14 protein-coding genes, 1 tRNA gene and 1 other RNA gene are annotated in these 16,550 nt (G+C 70.1%); 10 read left to right on the top strand and 6 right to left on the bottom strand.

The features are described 5' to 3' along the window. Both ACWF62_RS03755 and ACWF62_RS03750 read right to left on the bottom strand, forming a co-directional pair. The gene (locus ACWF62_RS03755) at nt 1-1,215 is read right to left on the bottom strand and encodes an acetyl-CoA C-acetyltransferase (RefSeq protein ID WP_452629440.1); all 1,215 of its coding nucleotides are present in this window, start codon (nt 1,213-1,215) and stop codon (nt 1-3) included. A 188-nt stretch (nt 1,216-1,403) separates the two neighbouring features. Beyond that, nucleotides 1,404-1,892 (bottom strand): hypothetical protein, encoded by a 489-nt coding sequence (locus tag ACWF62_RS03750; RefSeq protein WP_378507671.1) that lies wholly within the window; start codon nt 1,890-1,892, stop codon nt 1,404-1,406. Between the two features lie 270 nt (nt 1,893-2,162). Here ACWF62_RS03750 and ACWF62_RS03745 point away from each other — a divergent pair, with 270 nt between their 5' ends. Together ACWF62_RS03745 and ACWF62_RS03740 are read left to right on the top strand one after the other, a co-directional pair. Then, entirely contained in the window at nt 2,163-3,086 is a 924-nt protein-coding gene (locus ACWF62_RS03745) for an AraC family transcriptional regulator (RefSeq protein WP_452629439.1), read from the top strand. Between the two features lie 82 nt (nt 3,087-3,168). Then, complete coding sequence (locus tag ACWF62_RS03740; RefSeq protein ID WP_378507669.1) at nt 3,169-4,140, top strand: alpha/beta hydrolase; 972 nt, start codon at nt 3,169-3,171, stop codon at nt 4,138-4,140. A gap of 52 nt (nt 4,141-4,192) precedes the next feature. On the opposite strand, the gene ACWF62_RS03735 is transcribed toward ACWF62_RS03740, so the two are convergent. Continuing rightward, nucleotides 4,193-6,790: a DNA polymerase III subunit gamma and tau gene (locus tag ACWF62_RS03735; RefSeq protein ID WP_452629438.1), complete on the bottom strand. Its 2,598-nt coding sequence runs from the start codon at nt 6,788-6,790 to the stop codon at nt 4,193-4,195. Between the two features lie 204 nt (nt 6,791-6,994). On the opposite strand from ACWF62_RS03735, the gene ACWF62_RS03730 reads away from it, so the two are divergent. Further along, nucleotides 6,995-8,353: an ammonium transporter gene (locus ACWF62_RS03730; RefSeq protein WP_378507667.1), complete on the top strand. Its 1,359-nt coding sequence runs from the start codon at nt 6,995-6,997 to the stop codon at nt 8,351-8,353. 313 nt (nt 8,354-8,666) lie between these two features. Beyond that, the gene (locus tag ACWF62_RS03725; protein ID WP_452629473.1) at nt 8,667-9,953 is read left to right on the top strand and encodes an acetamidase/formamidase family protein; all 1,287 of its coding nucleotides are present in this window, start codon (nt 8,667-8,669) and stop codon (nt 9,951-9,953) included. 54 nt (nt 9,954-10,007) lie between these two features. Here the strand turns inward: ACWF62_RS03725 and ACWF62_RS03720 are convergent, their stop codons facing one another. From ACWF62_RS03720 to ffs, 3 genes are all read right to left on the bottom strand, one after another. Next, the gene (locus ACWF62_RS03720; RefSeq protein ID WP_452629437.1) at nt 10,008-10,589 is read right to left on the bottom strand and encodes an HhH-GPD-type base excision DNA repair protein; all 582 of its coding nucleotides are present in this window, start codon (nt 10,587-10,589) and stop codon (nt 10,008-10,010) included. A 79-nt stretch (nt 10,590-10,668) separates the two neighbouring features. Then, nucleotides 10,669-11,961, bottom strand: a complete 1,293-nt coding sequence (locus ACWF62_RS03715) for an aminotransferase class I/II-fold pyridoxal phosphate-dependent enzyme (protein WP_378507664.1) — start codon at nt 11,959-11,961, stop codon at nt 10,669-10,671. A gap of 46 nt (nt 11,962-12,007) precedes the next feature. Next, an RNA gene (ffs, locus tag ACWF62_RS03710) (signal recognition particle sRNA small type) lies at nt 12,008-12,102 on the bottom strand. 105 nt (nt 12,103-12,207) lie between these two features. Here ffs and ACWF62_RS03705 point away from each other — a divergent pair. The 6 genes from ACWF62_RS03705 (at nt 12,208) to ACWF62_RS03680 (ending at nt 16,547) form a co-directional block, all read left to right on the top strand. Beyond that, nucleotides 12,208-12,295, top strand: a tRNA-Ser gene (locus tag ACWF62_RS03705). Nucleotides 12,296-12,412: 117 nt separating this feature from the next. Next, nucleotides 12,413-12,961 carry a TIGR03086 family metal-binding protein gene (locus ACWF62_RS03700; protein ID WP_378507748.1) on the top strand — a complete coding sequence of 183 codons (549 nt, stop codon included), beginning with the start codon at nt 12,413-12,415 and terminating at the stop codon, nt 12,959-12,961. An 80-nt stretch (nt 12,962-13,041) separates the two neighbouring features. Next, nucleotides 13,042-13,959 (top strand): tRNA glutamyl-Q(34) synthetase GluQRS, encoded by a 918-nt coding sequence (gene gluQRS, locus ACWF62_RS03695; RefSeq protein WP_452629436.1) that lies wholly within the window; start codon nt 13,042-13,044, stop codon nt 13,957-13,959. Nucleotides 13,960-14,078: 119 nt separating this feature from the next. Next, on the top strand, nt 14,079-15,032 hold the full coding sequence (locus ACWF62_RS03690; RefSeq protein ID WP_378507662.1) for a hypothetical protein: 954 nt from the start codon (nt 14,079-14,081) through the stop codon (nt 15,030-15,032). A gap of 134 nt (nt 15,033-15,166) precedes the next feature. Continuing rightward, nucleotides 15,167-15,736, top strand: coding sequence for a DUF4282 domain-containing protein (locus ACWF62_RS03685; RefSeq protein ID WP_452629435.1), 570 nt, complete (start codon nt 15,167-15,169; stop codon nt 15,734-15,736). A 76-nt stretch (nt 15,737-15,812) separates the two neighbouring features. Beyond that, nucleotides 15,813-16,547 (top strand): queuosine precursor transporter, encoded by a 735-nt coding sequence (locus ACWF62_RS03680; protein ID WP_378507660.1) that lies wholly within the window; start codon nt 15,813-15,815, stop codon nt 16,545-16,547. The last annotated feature ends 3 nt before the right edge of the window (nt 16,548-16,550 follow it).

Here is a 16,550-nt window from a genome sequence, read left to right as displayed (position 1 = left end):
TCAGACGCGCTCGATGATGGTGGCCACGCCCATGCCGCCGCCGATGCACAGCGTCACCAGGGCGCGCTTGGCGCCGCGGCGCTCGAGCTCGTCGACCATGGTGCCGGTGATCATGGCGCCGGTCGCGCCGAGCGGGTGGCCCATCGCGATCGCGCCGCCGTTGACGTTCAGCTTCTCGTCCGGGATCTTCAGGTCCTTCTGGAACTTCATCGCGACCGAGGCGAATGCCTCGTTGATCTCGAACAGGTCGATGTCGTCGACGGTCAGCCCGGCCTGGGCGAGCACCTTGTGCGCTGCCGGGGTCGGTCCGGTGAGCATGATCGTGGAGTCGGCGCCGGAGGTCGCGGTCGCGACGACGCGGGCCCGCGGGGTCAGGCCCATCTCCTTGCCTGCCCGCTCGGAGCCGACGAGCACCAGCGCGGCACCGTCGACGATGCCGGAGCTGTTGCCACCGTGGTGGACGTGGTTGATCTTCTCGACCCAGTGGTACTTCTGCAGCGCAACCGCGTCGAAGCCGCCCATCTCGCCGATGCCGGCAAACGCCGGAGCCAGGCTGGCGAGCGATTCGACAGTGGTGCCGGGACGCATGTGCTCGTCCTGGTCGAGGACGGTGACACCGTTGATGTCCTTGACCGGGACGACGGACTTGGCGAAGTAGCCGCCCGCCCACGCCTTCGCCGCAAGGTCCTGCGAGCGGGCCGCATAGGTGTCGACGTCCTCGCGGGTGAAGCCCTCCATGGTGGCGATCAGGTCGGCGCCGATGCCCTGCGGCACCAGGTAGGTGTCGAAGTTGGTGGCCGGGTCCTGCATCCAGGCGCCGCCGTCGGAGCCCATCTTCACCCGGGACATCGACTCGACGCCGCCGGCGATGACCAGTTCGTCCCAGCCGGACCGCACCTTCTGCGCGGCCATGTTCACGGCCTCGAGGCCGGAGGCACAGAAGCGGTTGATCTGCACGCCGCCGACCGTCTCGGGCAGGCCCGCGACGGTCACTGCGGTGCGGGCGATGTCGGCGCCCTGGTCGCCGAGCGGGGACACGACGCCGAGGACCATGTCGGAGATGCGGTTCTCGTCCAGGTTCGGGAAGCGGGTGCGCAGCTCGGCGACCAGGCCGGTGACCAGGTCGATCGGCTTCACCGAGTGCAGCGAGCCGCTGGCCTTTCCCTTGCCGCGTGGGGTGCGGATGGCTTCATAAATGAATGCCTCTGTGGTCACGGTGTTCCTTCCTGTGCGCGGCGCGGCGGCCGCGGGCGTGCGGTCTTCTGCAGGTCCAACGGGTGCCGGGCGCCGTGTGCCCCGGCCCGAGGCAGACACCCCGATGCTCGCCATAGTAGAACGTGTTCCAAAAAGAGGTCCAGGACCGAAGCGAGCGAGGTCCATGACCATTGCGATCGCCGCGACCGTCAGATGGAGCGCAGCCCCTGGGAGGTGAGGGTGAACTCGCACCAGCACTCGACCCGCCCGGCAGCGCCCGGGCGCACGGCCAGCGGAGCCCGCCCGGACCGCGAGATGGGCGGCGAGATCGGCGGCAGCCCGGGCAGCGGGACGAGGCGGACATCGAGGGGTGCGTAGCCCTCGGCCCGCACGACCACCCGCAGGTGCTCGTCCGCGTCACCGGCGACCAGGTCGAAGCCGCCACGCTCACAGGTGGCAGCGGAGCCGTTCGGTTGGCCCGTCCGACCGGTGTCGAGCTGGGTGTCGTCGGCGGGATGCCACCACTCCAGCCGCGCACCGTGGATCGGCTCACCGGCATGGCCTCGGACCACGCCGAGCATGCGCAGCGTGCCCACCCGCCGGGCGGGCGGCTCCGGCGCGGGGACCAGCGTCAGCCTCGCCCGACTCGGTGACTCGTCGCCATTCGGGCCCGAGGACTCGAGTCGGTGCAACGGCATGTCACGCCCTCCCTCGTCGTGGCATCGCCCATCGAACCCGGGCCGAGTGTTCCCCGACGTTACGGCATGACGACCGCGGCCGCGATCCGCCGCGCGCGGCCACTGGACACATTGCGCAGCCGATTCGGGCGGTCGGGTTCGTCCGGTTCGCGGGTGCGTGCCGCGGGTCGGTGGTGGAATGGAACGACGGCGGTCCCCCCGAAGGAGACTGTCGGTCAACGGAATGACGGCCGCTCCCCGCCGGGATGGCCATCGGACGGGAGGTCACCGGTGGTCACACCCCGCGTCGTCCCCACGGACTGGGGCGCGGCATCGCGGCTCGTCGCGGACGCGTACTTCCCGCACACGCTGACCCGGTTGTCCCGCGAGAGCACCGCGGGGGCCGTGGTCCACACCGCGGAGCTAGGTCCGATCCGACTGGCCGGTATCGGCTGGGGCGCCGACGTCACGGTCGAGTCCGCCCATCCCGGCGGCTACGCCGTCAACATCCCGATCTCGGGTCACCTGACGTCGGTCACCGCGGGCGTGGAGGTGACCTCCCCGGTCGGGTGGGCGACCGTCTGCCCACCCGACACCGACACCCACATCACGGGATGGAACCGGGCCTGCCGGATTCTGGGTGTCGGCATCGACCGCGCCCATCTCGACCGCGAAATGCTGCGGGTACTCGAGACGGAACGGCGGCTGCCTCTGCAGATCGACCTCACAACGCCGGAGGGCGCGAGCTGGCTGCGCCTGGTCACCTCGCTCGCGCGGCAGCTGTCGGACGATCCGGGGGTGCTGAGCAATCCGCTGGTCGCCGAGCATCTCGCAGGCGCGGTCACGTCGGCGCTGATCCTCGCCGCGACACCGGCGGCGCCTGCCCCGGCCCCACGGCCCCGCATCGTCAAACGGGTGCTCGACGCCCTGCAGGCCGACCCGGGGCGGGCGTGGACGGCGGGCGACATGGCCGAATGCGCGGGGGTCGGGGTCCGTCGACTGCAAGAAGGGTTCCGCCGCCACGTCGGCCGCAGCCCCTCCGAGTGCCTGCTCGACATCCGCCTGGAACGGGCGCACGAGGAGCTCGTGGCCGCCGAACCGAGCCGCACGGTCACCGACATCGCGCGGCAGTGGGGGTTCACCCACCCCGGACGGTTCGCGGCGGCCTACCGCGGCAGGTACGGCACCTCGCCGTCCCAGGTGCTGCGGGGCTGACTCCGGCGGTTACCCGACGGACCCGGCCCGGGCGCCCTATCGTGTGCGTGACACACGGTCACATACAGGTAGGGGGTCGCCCATGCGTACCGGCGAGAACACCGTCTGGCATTGGGACGTCAGCGCCCGCGCGCGACTGATCTCGGGATTCGCGAAGGTCGTCATGAAGCCGCTGTTCACGGCGTGGCCCACGACCGACGCGGGCATCCGGATGCTGGCGCGGCTGGAGACCTTCGTGGACGGCCTGCCCGCGCCGCCGCACACCGAGGTGACCGACGTGACCCTCGGCGGCGTGCCCTGCGAACGGGTCGTGCACGGTGCCGCGGCGACCGATGCGCTCACCGACGGCACGATCATGTACCTGCATGGCGGCGGGTTCGTGTTCTGCGGCCGCGGCACCCATCGCAGTCTGTGCGCGCTGCTGTCCGCCCGCGCCGGGGTGCCGGTGATCTCGGTGGAGTACCGGCAGTTGCCGGGCGGCGGGGTCGGCACCTCCATCTCCGACGCGATGGCCGCGTACCGGGCGGTGCTGGAGTCCTGCCCGGACCCGACGAGGGTGATCGTCGCAGGCGACTCCGCGGGCGGCTACCTCGCGATGAAGGTCGCCGAGCTCGCCGCGCTGCAGGGGTTGCCGCGTCCGGCGGCGGTGATCGGCTACTCCCCGCTGCTGAGTGTGCACCTTGAGCGGCACGACCCCCGGTTCATGCGCAAGGACGCGTATCTGCCGATGAGCCAGGTGGCGAAGCTCAAGGACCGCTGGCTCGGCGGGCCCGACGCCATCGTCGGTGTGGATTCCCCCGTCGACGCCGACCCGGCGCTGCTGCCGCCGGTGTTCCTCTCCTGCGCGGAGTACGAACTGATGCGCCCCGACGTCGAACTGCTGACCACCCGGCTCGAACAGGCCGGGCGCCCGGTCGAAACGCACCTGTGGAGCGGGCAGATCCACGCCTTCCCGGTGCTGGGCACGATCCTGCGGGAGAGCCGCGACCTCGTCGCGCTCAGCGTCGATTTCGCCCGCGCCAACCTCGCGTCGCAGCGGAGGGCATCGGCCTGACCCGTCTCGTCTCGACATCGAGGCGGGGCGCCGGGATCGTCGCGGGCAGGGCCTACCCGTCGAGCGGCTTCGCGCCGAGCATGTCCGACAGCAGCTCGATCGCCACCTCCTGCGGATCACGGCGTACCGACGGATCGGCCGGTTCCGCGGCCTCCGCCATCATCTCTTCCTCGTCCTCCGCCGTCACCGACTGCGGGGACGGGGGGTCGACGTCCGGCGGCGGCCCCGGATCGTCCGGGTAGTCGGGTTCCTCGGGCGGCGGGATGTCGTCGACCGGGGACTGTGCCGCCGGTTCGAGCCGGGGGCGTGCCTCCTGCGGCGCGGACCCGGACTGGCTCGGCCGCGAGAACCGCGGGGTGCCCTCCGCCTTCGGCTGGGCCCGCGGCGCCGCGGGCCTGCTCGGGGCGTCGTGATCGGGTGCACCGACGTGAAGGTCGACGGCCCAATCCCCACCGAACACCTCGCGCATCGCCTGTCGGATGATGTCGGCGTTGCGCGATTCGATCAGACGCTTGGCGACCGGTGCGTAGGCGTGGGCAAGCACCACAGTGCCGTTCTCGACGGCCTGAACGGTGGCGCCGGACAGCATCGCCTCGACGGGCCTGCTCTGATCGCGCACCTTGCTGCGCACCTCCGACCACCGTGCGGCGACGGTGGCTAGGTCCGCGGTTCCCCCGGTCGACGCCGACTCGGCCCTCTCCGGCTCCGATTCGGCAGGCGGCGTCTGCAGGGCTGCCGCTTCCGGATCGGCCAGGTCGGCGGTGGCGTGGGTGTCCCCGGAATGCACCACCGGCTGGGCGATGTCGTCGGCGTCCGGCGCCGCAGTGGCGACCGCCGGTGCCGGTTCCGGCTCGGGGGCCGACGCGGGCTCCGGCAGCAAGGATTCGGGCGGCGAGGTTTCGGACGACGGGGTTTCGGACGGCACGAGCTCCGGCTGCACGGGAAGCGGCGGCGGGGGCTCCGCGGGAGCATGTCCCGAGGTCGTGGTGTCCGACGGCACGGCGTCCGTCGGCACGGCGTCCGTCGGCATGGCATTCGTCGGCATGGCATTCGTCGGCACGGACTCCGCGGCGACCGGAACCGTGGGCACCGTGCCGGTTTCCTCGGACCCGGGGCGTACCGCCGGCGGCGTCGGGCCGGTGGACCGGGGCTGCGCCGATCCCACGGCGGAGGGGGCCGGGCCCGACGAGGACAGTGCCGCGGCGGCGGCCCGGGCGCGGTCGGCCGCGGCCGTCGCTGCGGCCGCGACCTCGGTCGCGGCCTTCGCCAGGGCCGCTGCCTCCAGTTCCGCAGCCGCCACCTGGGCCCGAGCCTCGGCCTGCGCACGGGCGGCGGCCGCCGCAACGCGTTCCGCGGCCTCGTCGCTGGCGGTCTCGCGGGCCGGGGGGGCCGTCGGTGCGGGATCCGGCTCCGCCTGCCGACGCTGGGACGGCCGCTGGAACCGCGGCGCCGCCTCGTCCGCCTGCCGGGTCTGCGCCGGAGCCGACGCCTGCACCGCGCCCCCACCCGCTTCCAGTCGTTCGAGCCGCTGCAGGACCGCCGACTCCGCGTCGGACGCGGACGGCAGCAGCATCCGGGCGCAGATCACCTCGAGCAGCAGTCGCGGCGCCGTCGCCCCCCGCATCTCCCCGAGACCGGCGTGCAGCAGATCCGCGTACCTCGCCAACGTCGCGGGGCCGAGTCGCTCCGACTCCTCCCGCATCCGGTCGAGCACGTCCCCTGGAGCGTCGACCAGTCCACGCTCACCCGCGGCGGGCACCGCACGCATCAGGATCAGGTCGCGGATCCGCTCGAGCAGGTCGACCGCGAACCGCCGTGGATCGTGCCCGGCGTCCATCACCTTGTCGACGGTGCCGAACAGCGCTGCCCCATCCCCGGCCGCGAGCGCGTCGACCGCCTCATCGATCAGGGCGACGTCGGTGACCCCCAGCAGCGCCAACGCCCGGGCATAGGTGACGCCCTCATCTCCTGCGCCGGCCAGCAGCTGATCGAGCACGCTGAGCGAGTCCCGAGGCGAACCGCCCCCGGCGCGGATCACCAGCGGATACACGGCGTCCGCCACCGCAACCTGCTCCTGCTCACAGATCTTCTCCAGCAGCCCGCGCATGGTGTTCGGGGCAAGCAGCCGGAACGGATAGTGGTGGGTGCGCGACCGGATCGTCGCCAGCACCTTCTCCGGTTCGGTGGTTGCGAACACGAAGATCAGGTGCTCCGGCGGCTCCTCGACGATCTTGAGCAGGGCGTTGAAGCCCTGCGTCGTGACCATGTGCGCCTCGTCGACGATGAAGATGCGGTACCGCGACTCGGCAGGCGCATAGAAGGCGCGGTCCCGAAGTTCGCGGGTGTCGTCGACGCCGCCGTGACTCGCTGCGTCCAGTTCGATGACGTCGAGGTTGCCTGCGCCGCCGGGGCCGAGCGCGACACACGAATGGCACGTCCCGCACGGCGTCGACGTCGGCCCCTGCACGCAGTTGAGCGACCGGGCGAGGATGCGGGCGGAGGAGGTCTTGCCGCAGCCGCGCGGTCCGGAGAACAGGTACGCGTGGTTGATGCGTCCCGCGTCAAGGGCAGTGCTCAGCGGCTCGGTGACATGCTCCTGCCCGACCACCTCCGCGAAGGTCGCCGGTCGATATTTCCGGTAGAGGGCCACGCCGTGAGGGTACCGGCGGGGTCCGACATCCGGCCCATTGGCGCCCGCGCCGCGGGTCGTCGGCCGCGCGGGATCGACTCACCACGGCAGCGGGGGTGTGAGGAAGGCGAAACACACTCGCAACGCCGCGGCAGTGCATGCGAAACCCCGGCAGCGGATTGTCGGCTGCGGCGTGCGAGCCGACCGCACGCAGAGGAGGCTGACGTGCAGACGATCGACGCTGGCGATACCGCCTGGCTGCTGGTGAGCACCGCGCTGGTGCTGCTGATGACCCCGGGTCTCGCCCTCTTCTACGGCGGCATGGTGCGGTCCAAGGGCGTGCTCAACATGATCATGATGAGTTTCGTCGCGATCGCACTGGTCACGGTCGTGTGGCTGGTGGTCGGATACAGCCTGGTCTTCGGCGACGACATCGGCGGCGGACTGCTCGGCGGGCTCGAACACATCGGGATGGCCGGGATCTCACCCGACACCCTGCACGGCACCGTTCCCGAACTGCTGTTCGCGACCTTTCAGCTGACGTTCGCGATCCTCACCGCCGCCCTGATCAGCGGTGCGATCGCGGACCGCGCGAAGTTCTCGTCGTGGATGCTGTTTGTGCCGGTGTGGGCGCTGCTCGTCTACGTGCCCGTCGCGCACTGGGTGTGGGGACCGGACGGCTGGATCGCGGCACTCGGGGCGCTCGACTACGCGGGCGGACTGGTCGTCGAGATCGTTTCCGGTGCGTCGGGACTCGCGCTGGCGCTGGTGCTCGGGCAACGGATCGGGTTCCGGAGCGAACCGATGCGCCCCCACAACCTCCCCCTCGTGCTGCTCGGTGTCGGCCTGCTGTGGTTCGGCTGGTTCGGGTTCAACGCCGGGTCCGCGCTCGGCGCGAACGGCACCGCCGCCGCCGTCTTCGTCAACACCCTGGTTGCGGGCTGCACCGGCATGCTCGGCTGGATGATCGTCGAGCAGCGGCGGGACGGCCACCCGACCACGTTCGGCGCGGCGTCCGGCGTCGTCGCCGGCCTCGTCGCGATCACCCCGTCCTGCGGGTGGGTGACCATCCTTGGCGCCGCGGTGGTCGGCACCCTCGCCGGCGTCGTCTGCTCGTTCGCGGTCGGCTGGAAGTTCCGGTTCGGCTACGACGACTCGCTCGACGTGGTCGGAGTGCACCTGGTCGGCGGCATCGTCGGCACCCTGGCGATCGGCCTCCTGGCCGCGCAGGTGATGACGCACGGCCCGGAGGGACTCCTCTACGGCGGTGGCCTCGGGCAGCTCGGCAAGCAGGCGCTCGCGGTCGCGGTGGTCGGGCTGTACGCGTTCGGTGTCACCTACGCGATCGGGAAGGTGATCGACCGGGTCGTCGGCTTCCGCGTCACCGCCGAGCAGGAGACCAGCGGCATCGACCTGGCGTTGCATGCCGAATCCGCGTACGAGCACGCGGTCCTCGCGCACGGCGGCCCGGGAGGACTGGGGTCCGGGATCTTCGGTAGCCATCCGGGCATGGTCGCCGGACGGGACGACCGCCCCGATCGTGAGGACCCGGACCTGGACGACGTCGGCCCCACCCGCGGCTGATCGAACGGGCGGTCTTCCAGTGGCGGACCAATTCATGTCACGCACATAGATTTTCGAGTGTGCACAGACCCTTTCGACGCACAATTCCTCTGTACACGCACGAAAAGGTCTGTGCAGAGGGCAGGTACGGAAGCCTCGACCCCCGATCCCACAATCCGAATCCATCGGACATACCGGCGAAACGTCCGCGATACAGAGGAACGCTAATTTCCTGGTGCTCGCTTCTACCCGACACCAGGAGGTACCACTAGTGGATCAATTCGGTTCTCGTGCAGCGGAAGTGCTGGACCGCGGCCTCGGCCGACGCGGCTTCATGCGGGCGATGGTTGCGGTCGGTGCCGGGATCGGCGTCGCAGGGGTGACCGGCTGCTCCCACGCCACCGCGCAGGGATCATCCTCCAGCCTCCCTGCGGGCGCCCTTGAGATTCTGCAGCCCGGGACCGGAACCGTTTCCGGCGATCACTACCTCGGCTCGGTCCCCGATCAGGTGCTGTGGGGGTACGTGCCCACCGTGCACAGCACGCCAGCACTGCGCATGGCGTCCGGTCGTACCGTCACGATCGACGCGGTCTCCCATGAGGGGATCCTCGAGGACCAGGGCCGGGATCCGGTCGAGTACTTCGGAAGCAGGGGCGTCGACCGGTCCGACATCCTCGACGACGCCGTCGCCATCGCGTCCGAATACAACCGCACCACGCGCAATTTCGACAAGGACGGCCCGCACGTCGTGACCGGACCGGTCTTCGTCGAGGGCGCCCAACCGGGCGACGTACTCAAGATCGAGACCCTCGAGGCGGTTCCCCGGGTGCCCTACGGCGTGGTGTCGAGTCGACACGGCAAGGGATCGCTCGCCATCACCGCCGACGGTTCCGCCCCTGCGGGCATCGGTCTCGACGAGGTGATGCCGCCGATCGCCACCGACGGACGATCAACCAGGGACCCGATGCGGTACGGCACCGTCTCCACCTTCACCGCGATCGAAGACGGTAAGGGCGTCATGCCGTTCGGCGCAGGGAAGGTCCGATTCCCGTTGCGCCCCTTCATGGGAATGATGGGTGTCGCCTTCTCCACCGACGCCGATCCGACGGCAGCGAGCGCAAATTCGATCCCACCCACGCTTGGCGGCGGCAACATCGATATCCGACTGCTCGGGCAGGGCTCAACGCTGTACCTGCCGGTGTTCGCCGAGGGCGCCCTGTTCTATGTCGGCGACCCGCACATGAGCATGGGCGACGGCGAGGCCGCACTGACCGCGATGGAAGGGTCGCTGCGCGGCACCTTCCGGCTCACCGTGTGCAAGAAGGGATCCGGTGACGCGCCGTCGGTTGCCTACTCGCACCCGTTCGGCGAAACCGACGAGTCCTGGATTCCGATCGGGCTATCTGACCCCGACGGGTCCGTCGGCGGGCAGAACAGCGACCTGGACGCGGCCATGCGGCGTGCGGTGGTCAACGCCCTCGACTTCCTCGAACACGACAAGGGCATGGACCGCGCCACCGCCTACGCGTACCTGTCGGCGGCGGCGGACTTCACCGTCTCCCAGGTCGTCGACCGCACCGTCGGCGTACACGGCCAGATCGCCAAGTCGCACTTCGAGTAAGCCGACTCCCGCGCGCGCCGCCTGCGACGTCCTCGACGGCACGCGCGGGAACGGTCACGCCTTCGCTGATTTGGCTGCGGCTTTCGCCGCCTTCTTAAACTCGCGCACCTCGGCGAGGGTGGTGTCGTCGACGACATCCGCGATCGACCGGCGCGACCCCTCCTCGCCGTACGCACCCGCGGCCGACCGCCAGCCGGTGGCCTGAAGACCGATCTGCTTGCCGAGCAGGGCGAGGAAGATTCGGGCCTTCTGGTCACCGTAGCCGGGGAGAGCCTTGAGGCGCTTGAGGATCTCCCTGCCGTCGGGGTCGCCCTCGGACCAGATCGCCGTCGCTTCCCCGTCCCAGTGCTCGACGAGGTACCGGCACAGGTCCTGGATCCGCTTGCCCATCGAACCCGGGAAGCGGTGCACCGCAGGCGGAGTCGCGCAGATCGCGAGGAAGGCCTCCTCGTCCATCTCCGCGATCGTGTGCACGTCCAGCCCGCCGAGGCGTTCGTCGAGCTTGTGGGGGCCGGTGAACGCGACCTCCATCGGGATCTGCTGATCGAGCAACATGCCGATCAGCAGCGCGAGCGGGTCGGCAGCGAGCAGTGCGTCGGCGGCGGGGTCTCCGGCCAGGTGCAGGGTGAGAGCCATTGCTCGATTCTGACACCAATGCCGTCGCCGGGCACGGGACGCTTCCGCCACCCAGCCGGGCGTTCGGCCAGCCGACGCGTCAGGCGTCGGCGATGGCCTTCTCGGTTGCGGCAAGCAGGACACAGGTCGCGACGCCGTCCATCGCGGTCTCGAGATCCGTCATCGACGGGAAGCTCGGGGCAAGACGGATGTTCGTGTCGTCGGGATCGGTGGCGTACGGGAACGCCGACCCGGCGGCGGTCAGCGCGATGCCTGCGTCCTTCGCTAACGCGATGACCCGCTTCGCGGTGCCAGGGACCACGTCCAGACTGATGAAGTAGCCGCCCCGCGGTTCGGTCCAGGACGCGATCTTCGTCGGTCCGAGCCGATCCTCGAGGATCCTCAGGACGGCCGCGAACTTCGGTGCGAGGATCTCGCGGTGCTTGGCCATGTGCGCCCGCACGCCGTCGGCGTCACCGAAGAACCGCAGGTGGCGGAGCTGGTTGACCTTGTCCGGGCCGATACTCTTCTTGCCAACATGCTTCTGATACCAGGCGAGGTTCGCATCGGAGCTGCCGAAGAAGCTGACGCCCGCGCCCGCGAAGGTGATCTTCGAGGTCGAGGCGAACACGTAGGGCCGGTTCGGGTTGCCCGCCTCGGCGGCCAGTCCAAGCACGTCGTGAGCGGGAGCGAACTCCTCGGTCAGCGGGTGCACGGCGTAGGCGTTGTCCCAGAACAACCGGAAGTCGGGGGCGGCGGCGGGCATCGACGTCAGCGCCCGCACGACCTCCTCGGAGTACACCGCACCGGTCGGGTTCGAGTACGTCGGCACGATCCACATGCCCTTGATCTGCGGGTCGTCGGCAACCAGGTGCGCGATCGCGGCGACATCGGGTCCGTCGGGCCGGATCGGAACCGGGATCATCTCGATGCCAAACGACTCGGTGATCGCGAAATGCCGGTCGTAGCCGGGTGCCGGGCACAGGAACTTGATCGCCGGTTCCCGCGTCCACGGCCGCGGCGAATCCGCATTGCCGTGCAGCAGGGAGAACACGATCAGGTCGTGCATGACCTCGAGGCTGGCGTTGTTTCCGGCGAGCAGGTTCGAAGCCGGAATGTTCAGCAGCTCAGCGAAGATCGCGCGCAGTTCCGGCAGACCGGCGAGTCCGCCGTAGTTGCGGACGTCGGTGCCGCTGCCGTCACGGTGGTCGCCCTCACCGGGCAGCGCCAGCAGCGCCTCGGACAGGTCGAGCTGCTCGGGTGCCGGCTTGCCACGGGTGAGGTCGAGGACCAGCTTCTCCGCCTTGAGCTGCTGATACTTCTCGGACTGCCGCTCGTGCTCGGAACGGAGTTCCTCGTGGCTCATCAACCCAATTTGGGTTTGGGTAGGCATCCGGGAAAGACCTTTCACACCGGGGTGACGGGAGCGGAGCTCAAAATAAAGGGGACCCCGCGCACCCGGCAGAGCCCATTGACCCTTGCTGCCTTCCGGCCCTGGGGGAGTTCACAGGATGCGCGCCGCGCGGGATCCATGGACGAGTGTAGCGATCGGCGCGGCGGGACGGGTAACCGGCCGGGGTCGGGCACCTCACACGGCCCGTTTTTCGTTCCTGGGGGGTGTACCGGTATGCTCGCCCACGGAGGATTCGCCTAGTGGCCTATGGCGCTCGCCTGGAACGCGGGTTGGGTTAACGCCCTCAGGGGTTCAAATCCCCTATCCTCCGCCACACCGTGGGCCCCGAGCTTCGGATCGGGGGCCCCGGTTCTTTCCTTGCCACCATTGCGGTGCCCGCGCCGCGTCTCGGGATCGTGTCGGTGCCCCGGAGCACAATGATGCGATGGACATCACAGACACAGCCGAGACGTACCGCCGCCTCGCGGACAGGTTCACCGACACCGTCACCCGAATCCCCGCGGACCGCTGGGACTCCCCCTCCCCCTGTGAGGGCTGGACCGCACGCGATGTGGTCGGGCACGTCATCGAGACGCAGTCGTTTCCGCTCACCCCGGCAGGCCTGAGCCTGCCGTCCGGCCCGGACGTCGCGGCGGATCCGGTCGCGGCGTGGGCGACGGCCCGCGACGCGGTGTTGGAGATCCTCGAGGACCCCGAGCGGGCCGGCCGCGAGTACGACAGCAGGCTGGGCCGGACCACCGTGGCCGCGACCTTCGGCGCGTTCATGGCCTTCGACCTGGTGATTCACCGCTGGGACCTCGCCCGCGCCACCGGGCTCGACGAGACCATTCCCGCGGAGGACCTCGCCATCGCCTCGGGTCTCGCGGAGCGGATGGGCGACGCGATCCGCAGCCCGGGTGTCTGCGGACCGGCCGTCGAGGTGCCCGCCGGTGCCGACGAGCAGTCCCGAGTGCTGGGGATCCTCGGGCGCAGACCCTGACCGCGGGAAGGCCCGGACACCGCTCCCGGAGTTCGCCTCCGCTGTCGTGGCCGGGCCGCCGGGCACCCTAGGCTGGCGGCATGAGTACGCAGGTCCCGGGAGCGGGTCGGTTCGCGCCAAGTCCGTCCGGTGACCTGCACCTCGGCAATCTGCGGACCGCACTCCTCGCATGGCTCTTCGCCCGCAGCACCGGCCGCGCCTTCCTGATGCGGATCGAGGACCTGGACCGGGTCCGGCCCGGCGCCGAGCAGCGCCAACTCGCCGACCTCACCGCGATCGGCATCGACTGGGACGGCGACCTCGTCCACCAGTCACGGCGAACCGGCCGGTACGCCGATGCCGTCGACACGCTCGCCGCTGCCGGCCTGACCTACGAATGCTTCTGCACCCGACGCGAAATCCAGCAGGCCGTCACCGCGCCGCACGGACCGGACGGGCACTACCCGGGCACCTGCCGCGACCTGACGGCGGCGCAGCAGCAGGAGAAGCGGGACAGCGGACGCCCGCCGGCGCTCCGGTTGCGCGCCGACCTCGCCGCGTTCACGGTGCACGACCTGCTGCGGGGCCCGCACACCGGACTCGTCGACGACGTGGTGCTCCGCCGCGGCGACGGAGTCCCCGCATACAACCTGGCCGTCGTCGTCGACGATGCCGCGCAGGGCATCGACCAGGTGGTCCGTGGCGACGACCTGCTCGGCTCGGCACCACGTCAGGCCTATCTGGCGTCCCTCCTCGGGTTGCCGGTGCCGGTGTACGCGCACGTCCCCCTTGCATTGAATGCGGACGGCCAACGGCTCGCGAAACGAGACGGCGCCGTCACCCTCGCGGACCAGCGGGCCGCCGGACGCGACCCGCACGCGGTGCGGGGCCTGCTCGCCCGCACCCTCGGGCTGGCAGAACCGGGCGAGCGTCCGTCGATGCCTGACCTGCTCGACCGGTTCGATCCCGACGTGCTCCCCCGCGACCCGTGGGTGTTCGTCCCGGACGCCCCGTCGTAGCCGAATCGGTACGAAACACCTGCTTGTCGCCGTGCGACTGTCCGACGGGCGTCGTACTGTCATGCCAGCACGGCACACGGTACGACCGCACTGCACCACCGACTCTGCACGACGAGGGGATGCCCGTGAGCGACAACCCGCCCGGAGTTCCGGACCCGAACACACCGCAACAGCCCGGATCCGGCACTCCTCCGCCGCCGCCCAACCAGGGCTACCCGCCGCCGCCCAACCAGGGGTATCCCCCGCCGGGCCAAGGCCAGCCGACGTACGGCCAACCCGGCGGCTATCCCCCGCCACCGGGATACGGGGCGCCGCAGCCCGGCGGCTACCCGCCGCCACCCCCGACCGGTGGATACGGGGCCCCGCTGCAGCCGGCCCCGGGGTTCGGCGGCCCCGGCGGCAGCCCGCAGCTGACGGTCGGTGACGCCCTCGGCTACGCGTGGAGCAAGTTCAAGGCCAACGCCGGGGTGTGGATCGGAATCCTGATCGTCGCCGCGATCATCAGCGGCGCGGTCGCCGCGATCTTCACCGACTGGTCCAGGGTGACCGACGCCGACGCGGACATGGACTTCGCGGACTACGCGGGATTCTGGGACTTCAGCCTCTGGGGGATCATCGGCCGCATCGTCACCACCGTCGTCGGCTACCTGATCAGCGCCGCGCTGGTCCGGGGGGCGCTGGGCGAACTGAACGGAACCAAGCCGAGCTTCGGGGCGTTCTTCCAGTTCAGCAACGTCGGCGCGATCATCATCGCCAGCTTCCTGGTCGGGCTGATCACCGGCATCGGGTTCCTGCTGTTCATCATTCCCGGCATCATCATCGCCTTCCTCACCTACTGGACACTGCAGTTCGTCATCGACAAGGACCAGGACCCGATCACCGCGATCAAGTCCAGTTTCGAGGCGATCTCGGCGAATGTCGGGCAGTTGGTGCTGCTGGCACTGGCGCTGGTCGGGCTGAACATCGTCGGGTTGATCCTGTGCGGGCTGGGCCTGCTGATCACCGTCCCGCTGACGATCATCGCGTCGACCTACGCGTACCGGGTGGTGGTCGGCGGCCGCGTCGCGGCCTGAGCCGCCCGTCCCCGGCGGGGTGCGATCTCCGACACGTCGGTTCTGCTCGGCGGCGTGTGCCGCTGACACGCGGCCGGGGAGGTCCGTATCCTGCCCCCGGCGGTCATCCGACCGCGACGACCTCAGGGGGAGAGATGACCACCGGCGGACCCACCAGCCAGCCCGGACAGGGCGGCCCGACCGAGCAGCCCGGCCACACCGGGCAACCCGCCTATGCCGGGCCGCAGCCCGAGTACCCGGCGCAACCCGAGTACCCGGCGCAGCCCGAGTACCCAGCGCAGCCCGACTACGCGGCGGCAGGCTACCCGCCGCCCCCGCCGCAGTACGGCCAGCCGGGCCACCCGGGTGGGCACGCCCCGTTCGGCGGCTTCCCGCCGGCCCCACCGGCACCGCCGACGGCCGGCGCCCAGGCAGGCGGGTTCTTCGGGGCACTGTTCGACTTCAATTTCAACAGCTACGTGACGCCCAAGGTCGTCAAGATCCTCTACATCCTGCTCACCGTGATGGTCGGGTTGTACACGGTGTTCGGGATCATCGCGGGCATCGCGGGCATCGCGAACGGGGAACCGCTCGGGCTGCTCATCATGATTGGCGCGCCGCTGCTCGGGCTGGTCCTACTGGCCCTGATGCGGATCAGCCTCGAGTTCTACGTCGCCGTCATCAAGATCTCCGAGGACGTCAAGGAGCTCAAGCGGCGCCCCTGATCGCAAACCTCGCACATCGGGCGCGAACCCTCGCCGGGTTCGCGCCCGACGTCGTCGCGGTGCTTGGATGGCCGACGTGACAGCTTCAGACCAGGCAGGCAAGCAGCCAGAGCAGGCTTCCTTCGCGTACGTCGCCCGCGGCTACTACCCGACCCTCGTCGCGCTGTTCACCGCGGTACTGCTGATCTCCAACATCTGCGCCACCAAGGGCGTCGCGTTCTTCCCCGACGCCGACCTGACGATCGGCCCCCTTCAGGTCCTGCCGATCATCACCGACGGCGGGTTTTTCCTGTTCCCCCTCGCCTACGTCGTCGGTGACGTGCTCAGCGAGGTGTACGGGTTCAAGGCCACCCGGCGGGCCATCTACCTGGGATTCGGCGCCCTGATCCTGGCGTCGGTGTGCTTCCTGATCCTGCTGGAGTTGCCGTCCGCCGACTTCTACGAGAACCAGTCCTCCCTTGAGGCGGTCGTCGGTGTCTACCCGCGGCTGCTGCTGGCTGGCCTGTCTGGCTATCTGGTCGGGCAGCTGTTGAACTCCCTGGTGATGGTGGCGATCAAGGAACGCACCAAGGAGCGGCACCTGTGGGCACGGCTGATCGGCTCGACCGTGGTCGGCGAGTTCGCGGACACCCTGATCTTCTGCGCGATCGCCGCGGGCGCGATCGGCATCTCCACCTGGGAGGACTTCCTGAACTACCTGCTCGTCGGGTTCCTCTGGAAGACGCTCGTCGAGGTGCTGGTCATGCCCGTCACGTACCGCGTCATCGCCTACGTCAAGAAGCGCGAACCGACGTACGTCCTCGCGTCCTGACGC

It is taken from the genome of Rhodococcus sp. NPDC054953 (assembly GCF_053609225.1).
This window is presented reverse-complemented; position numbering and strand designations above follow the sequence as displayed.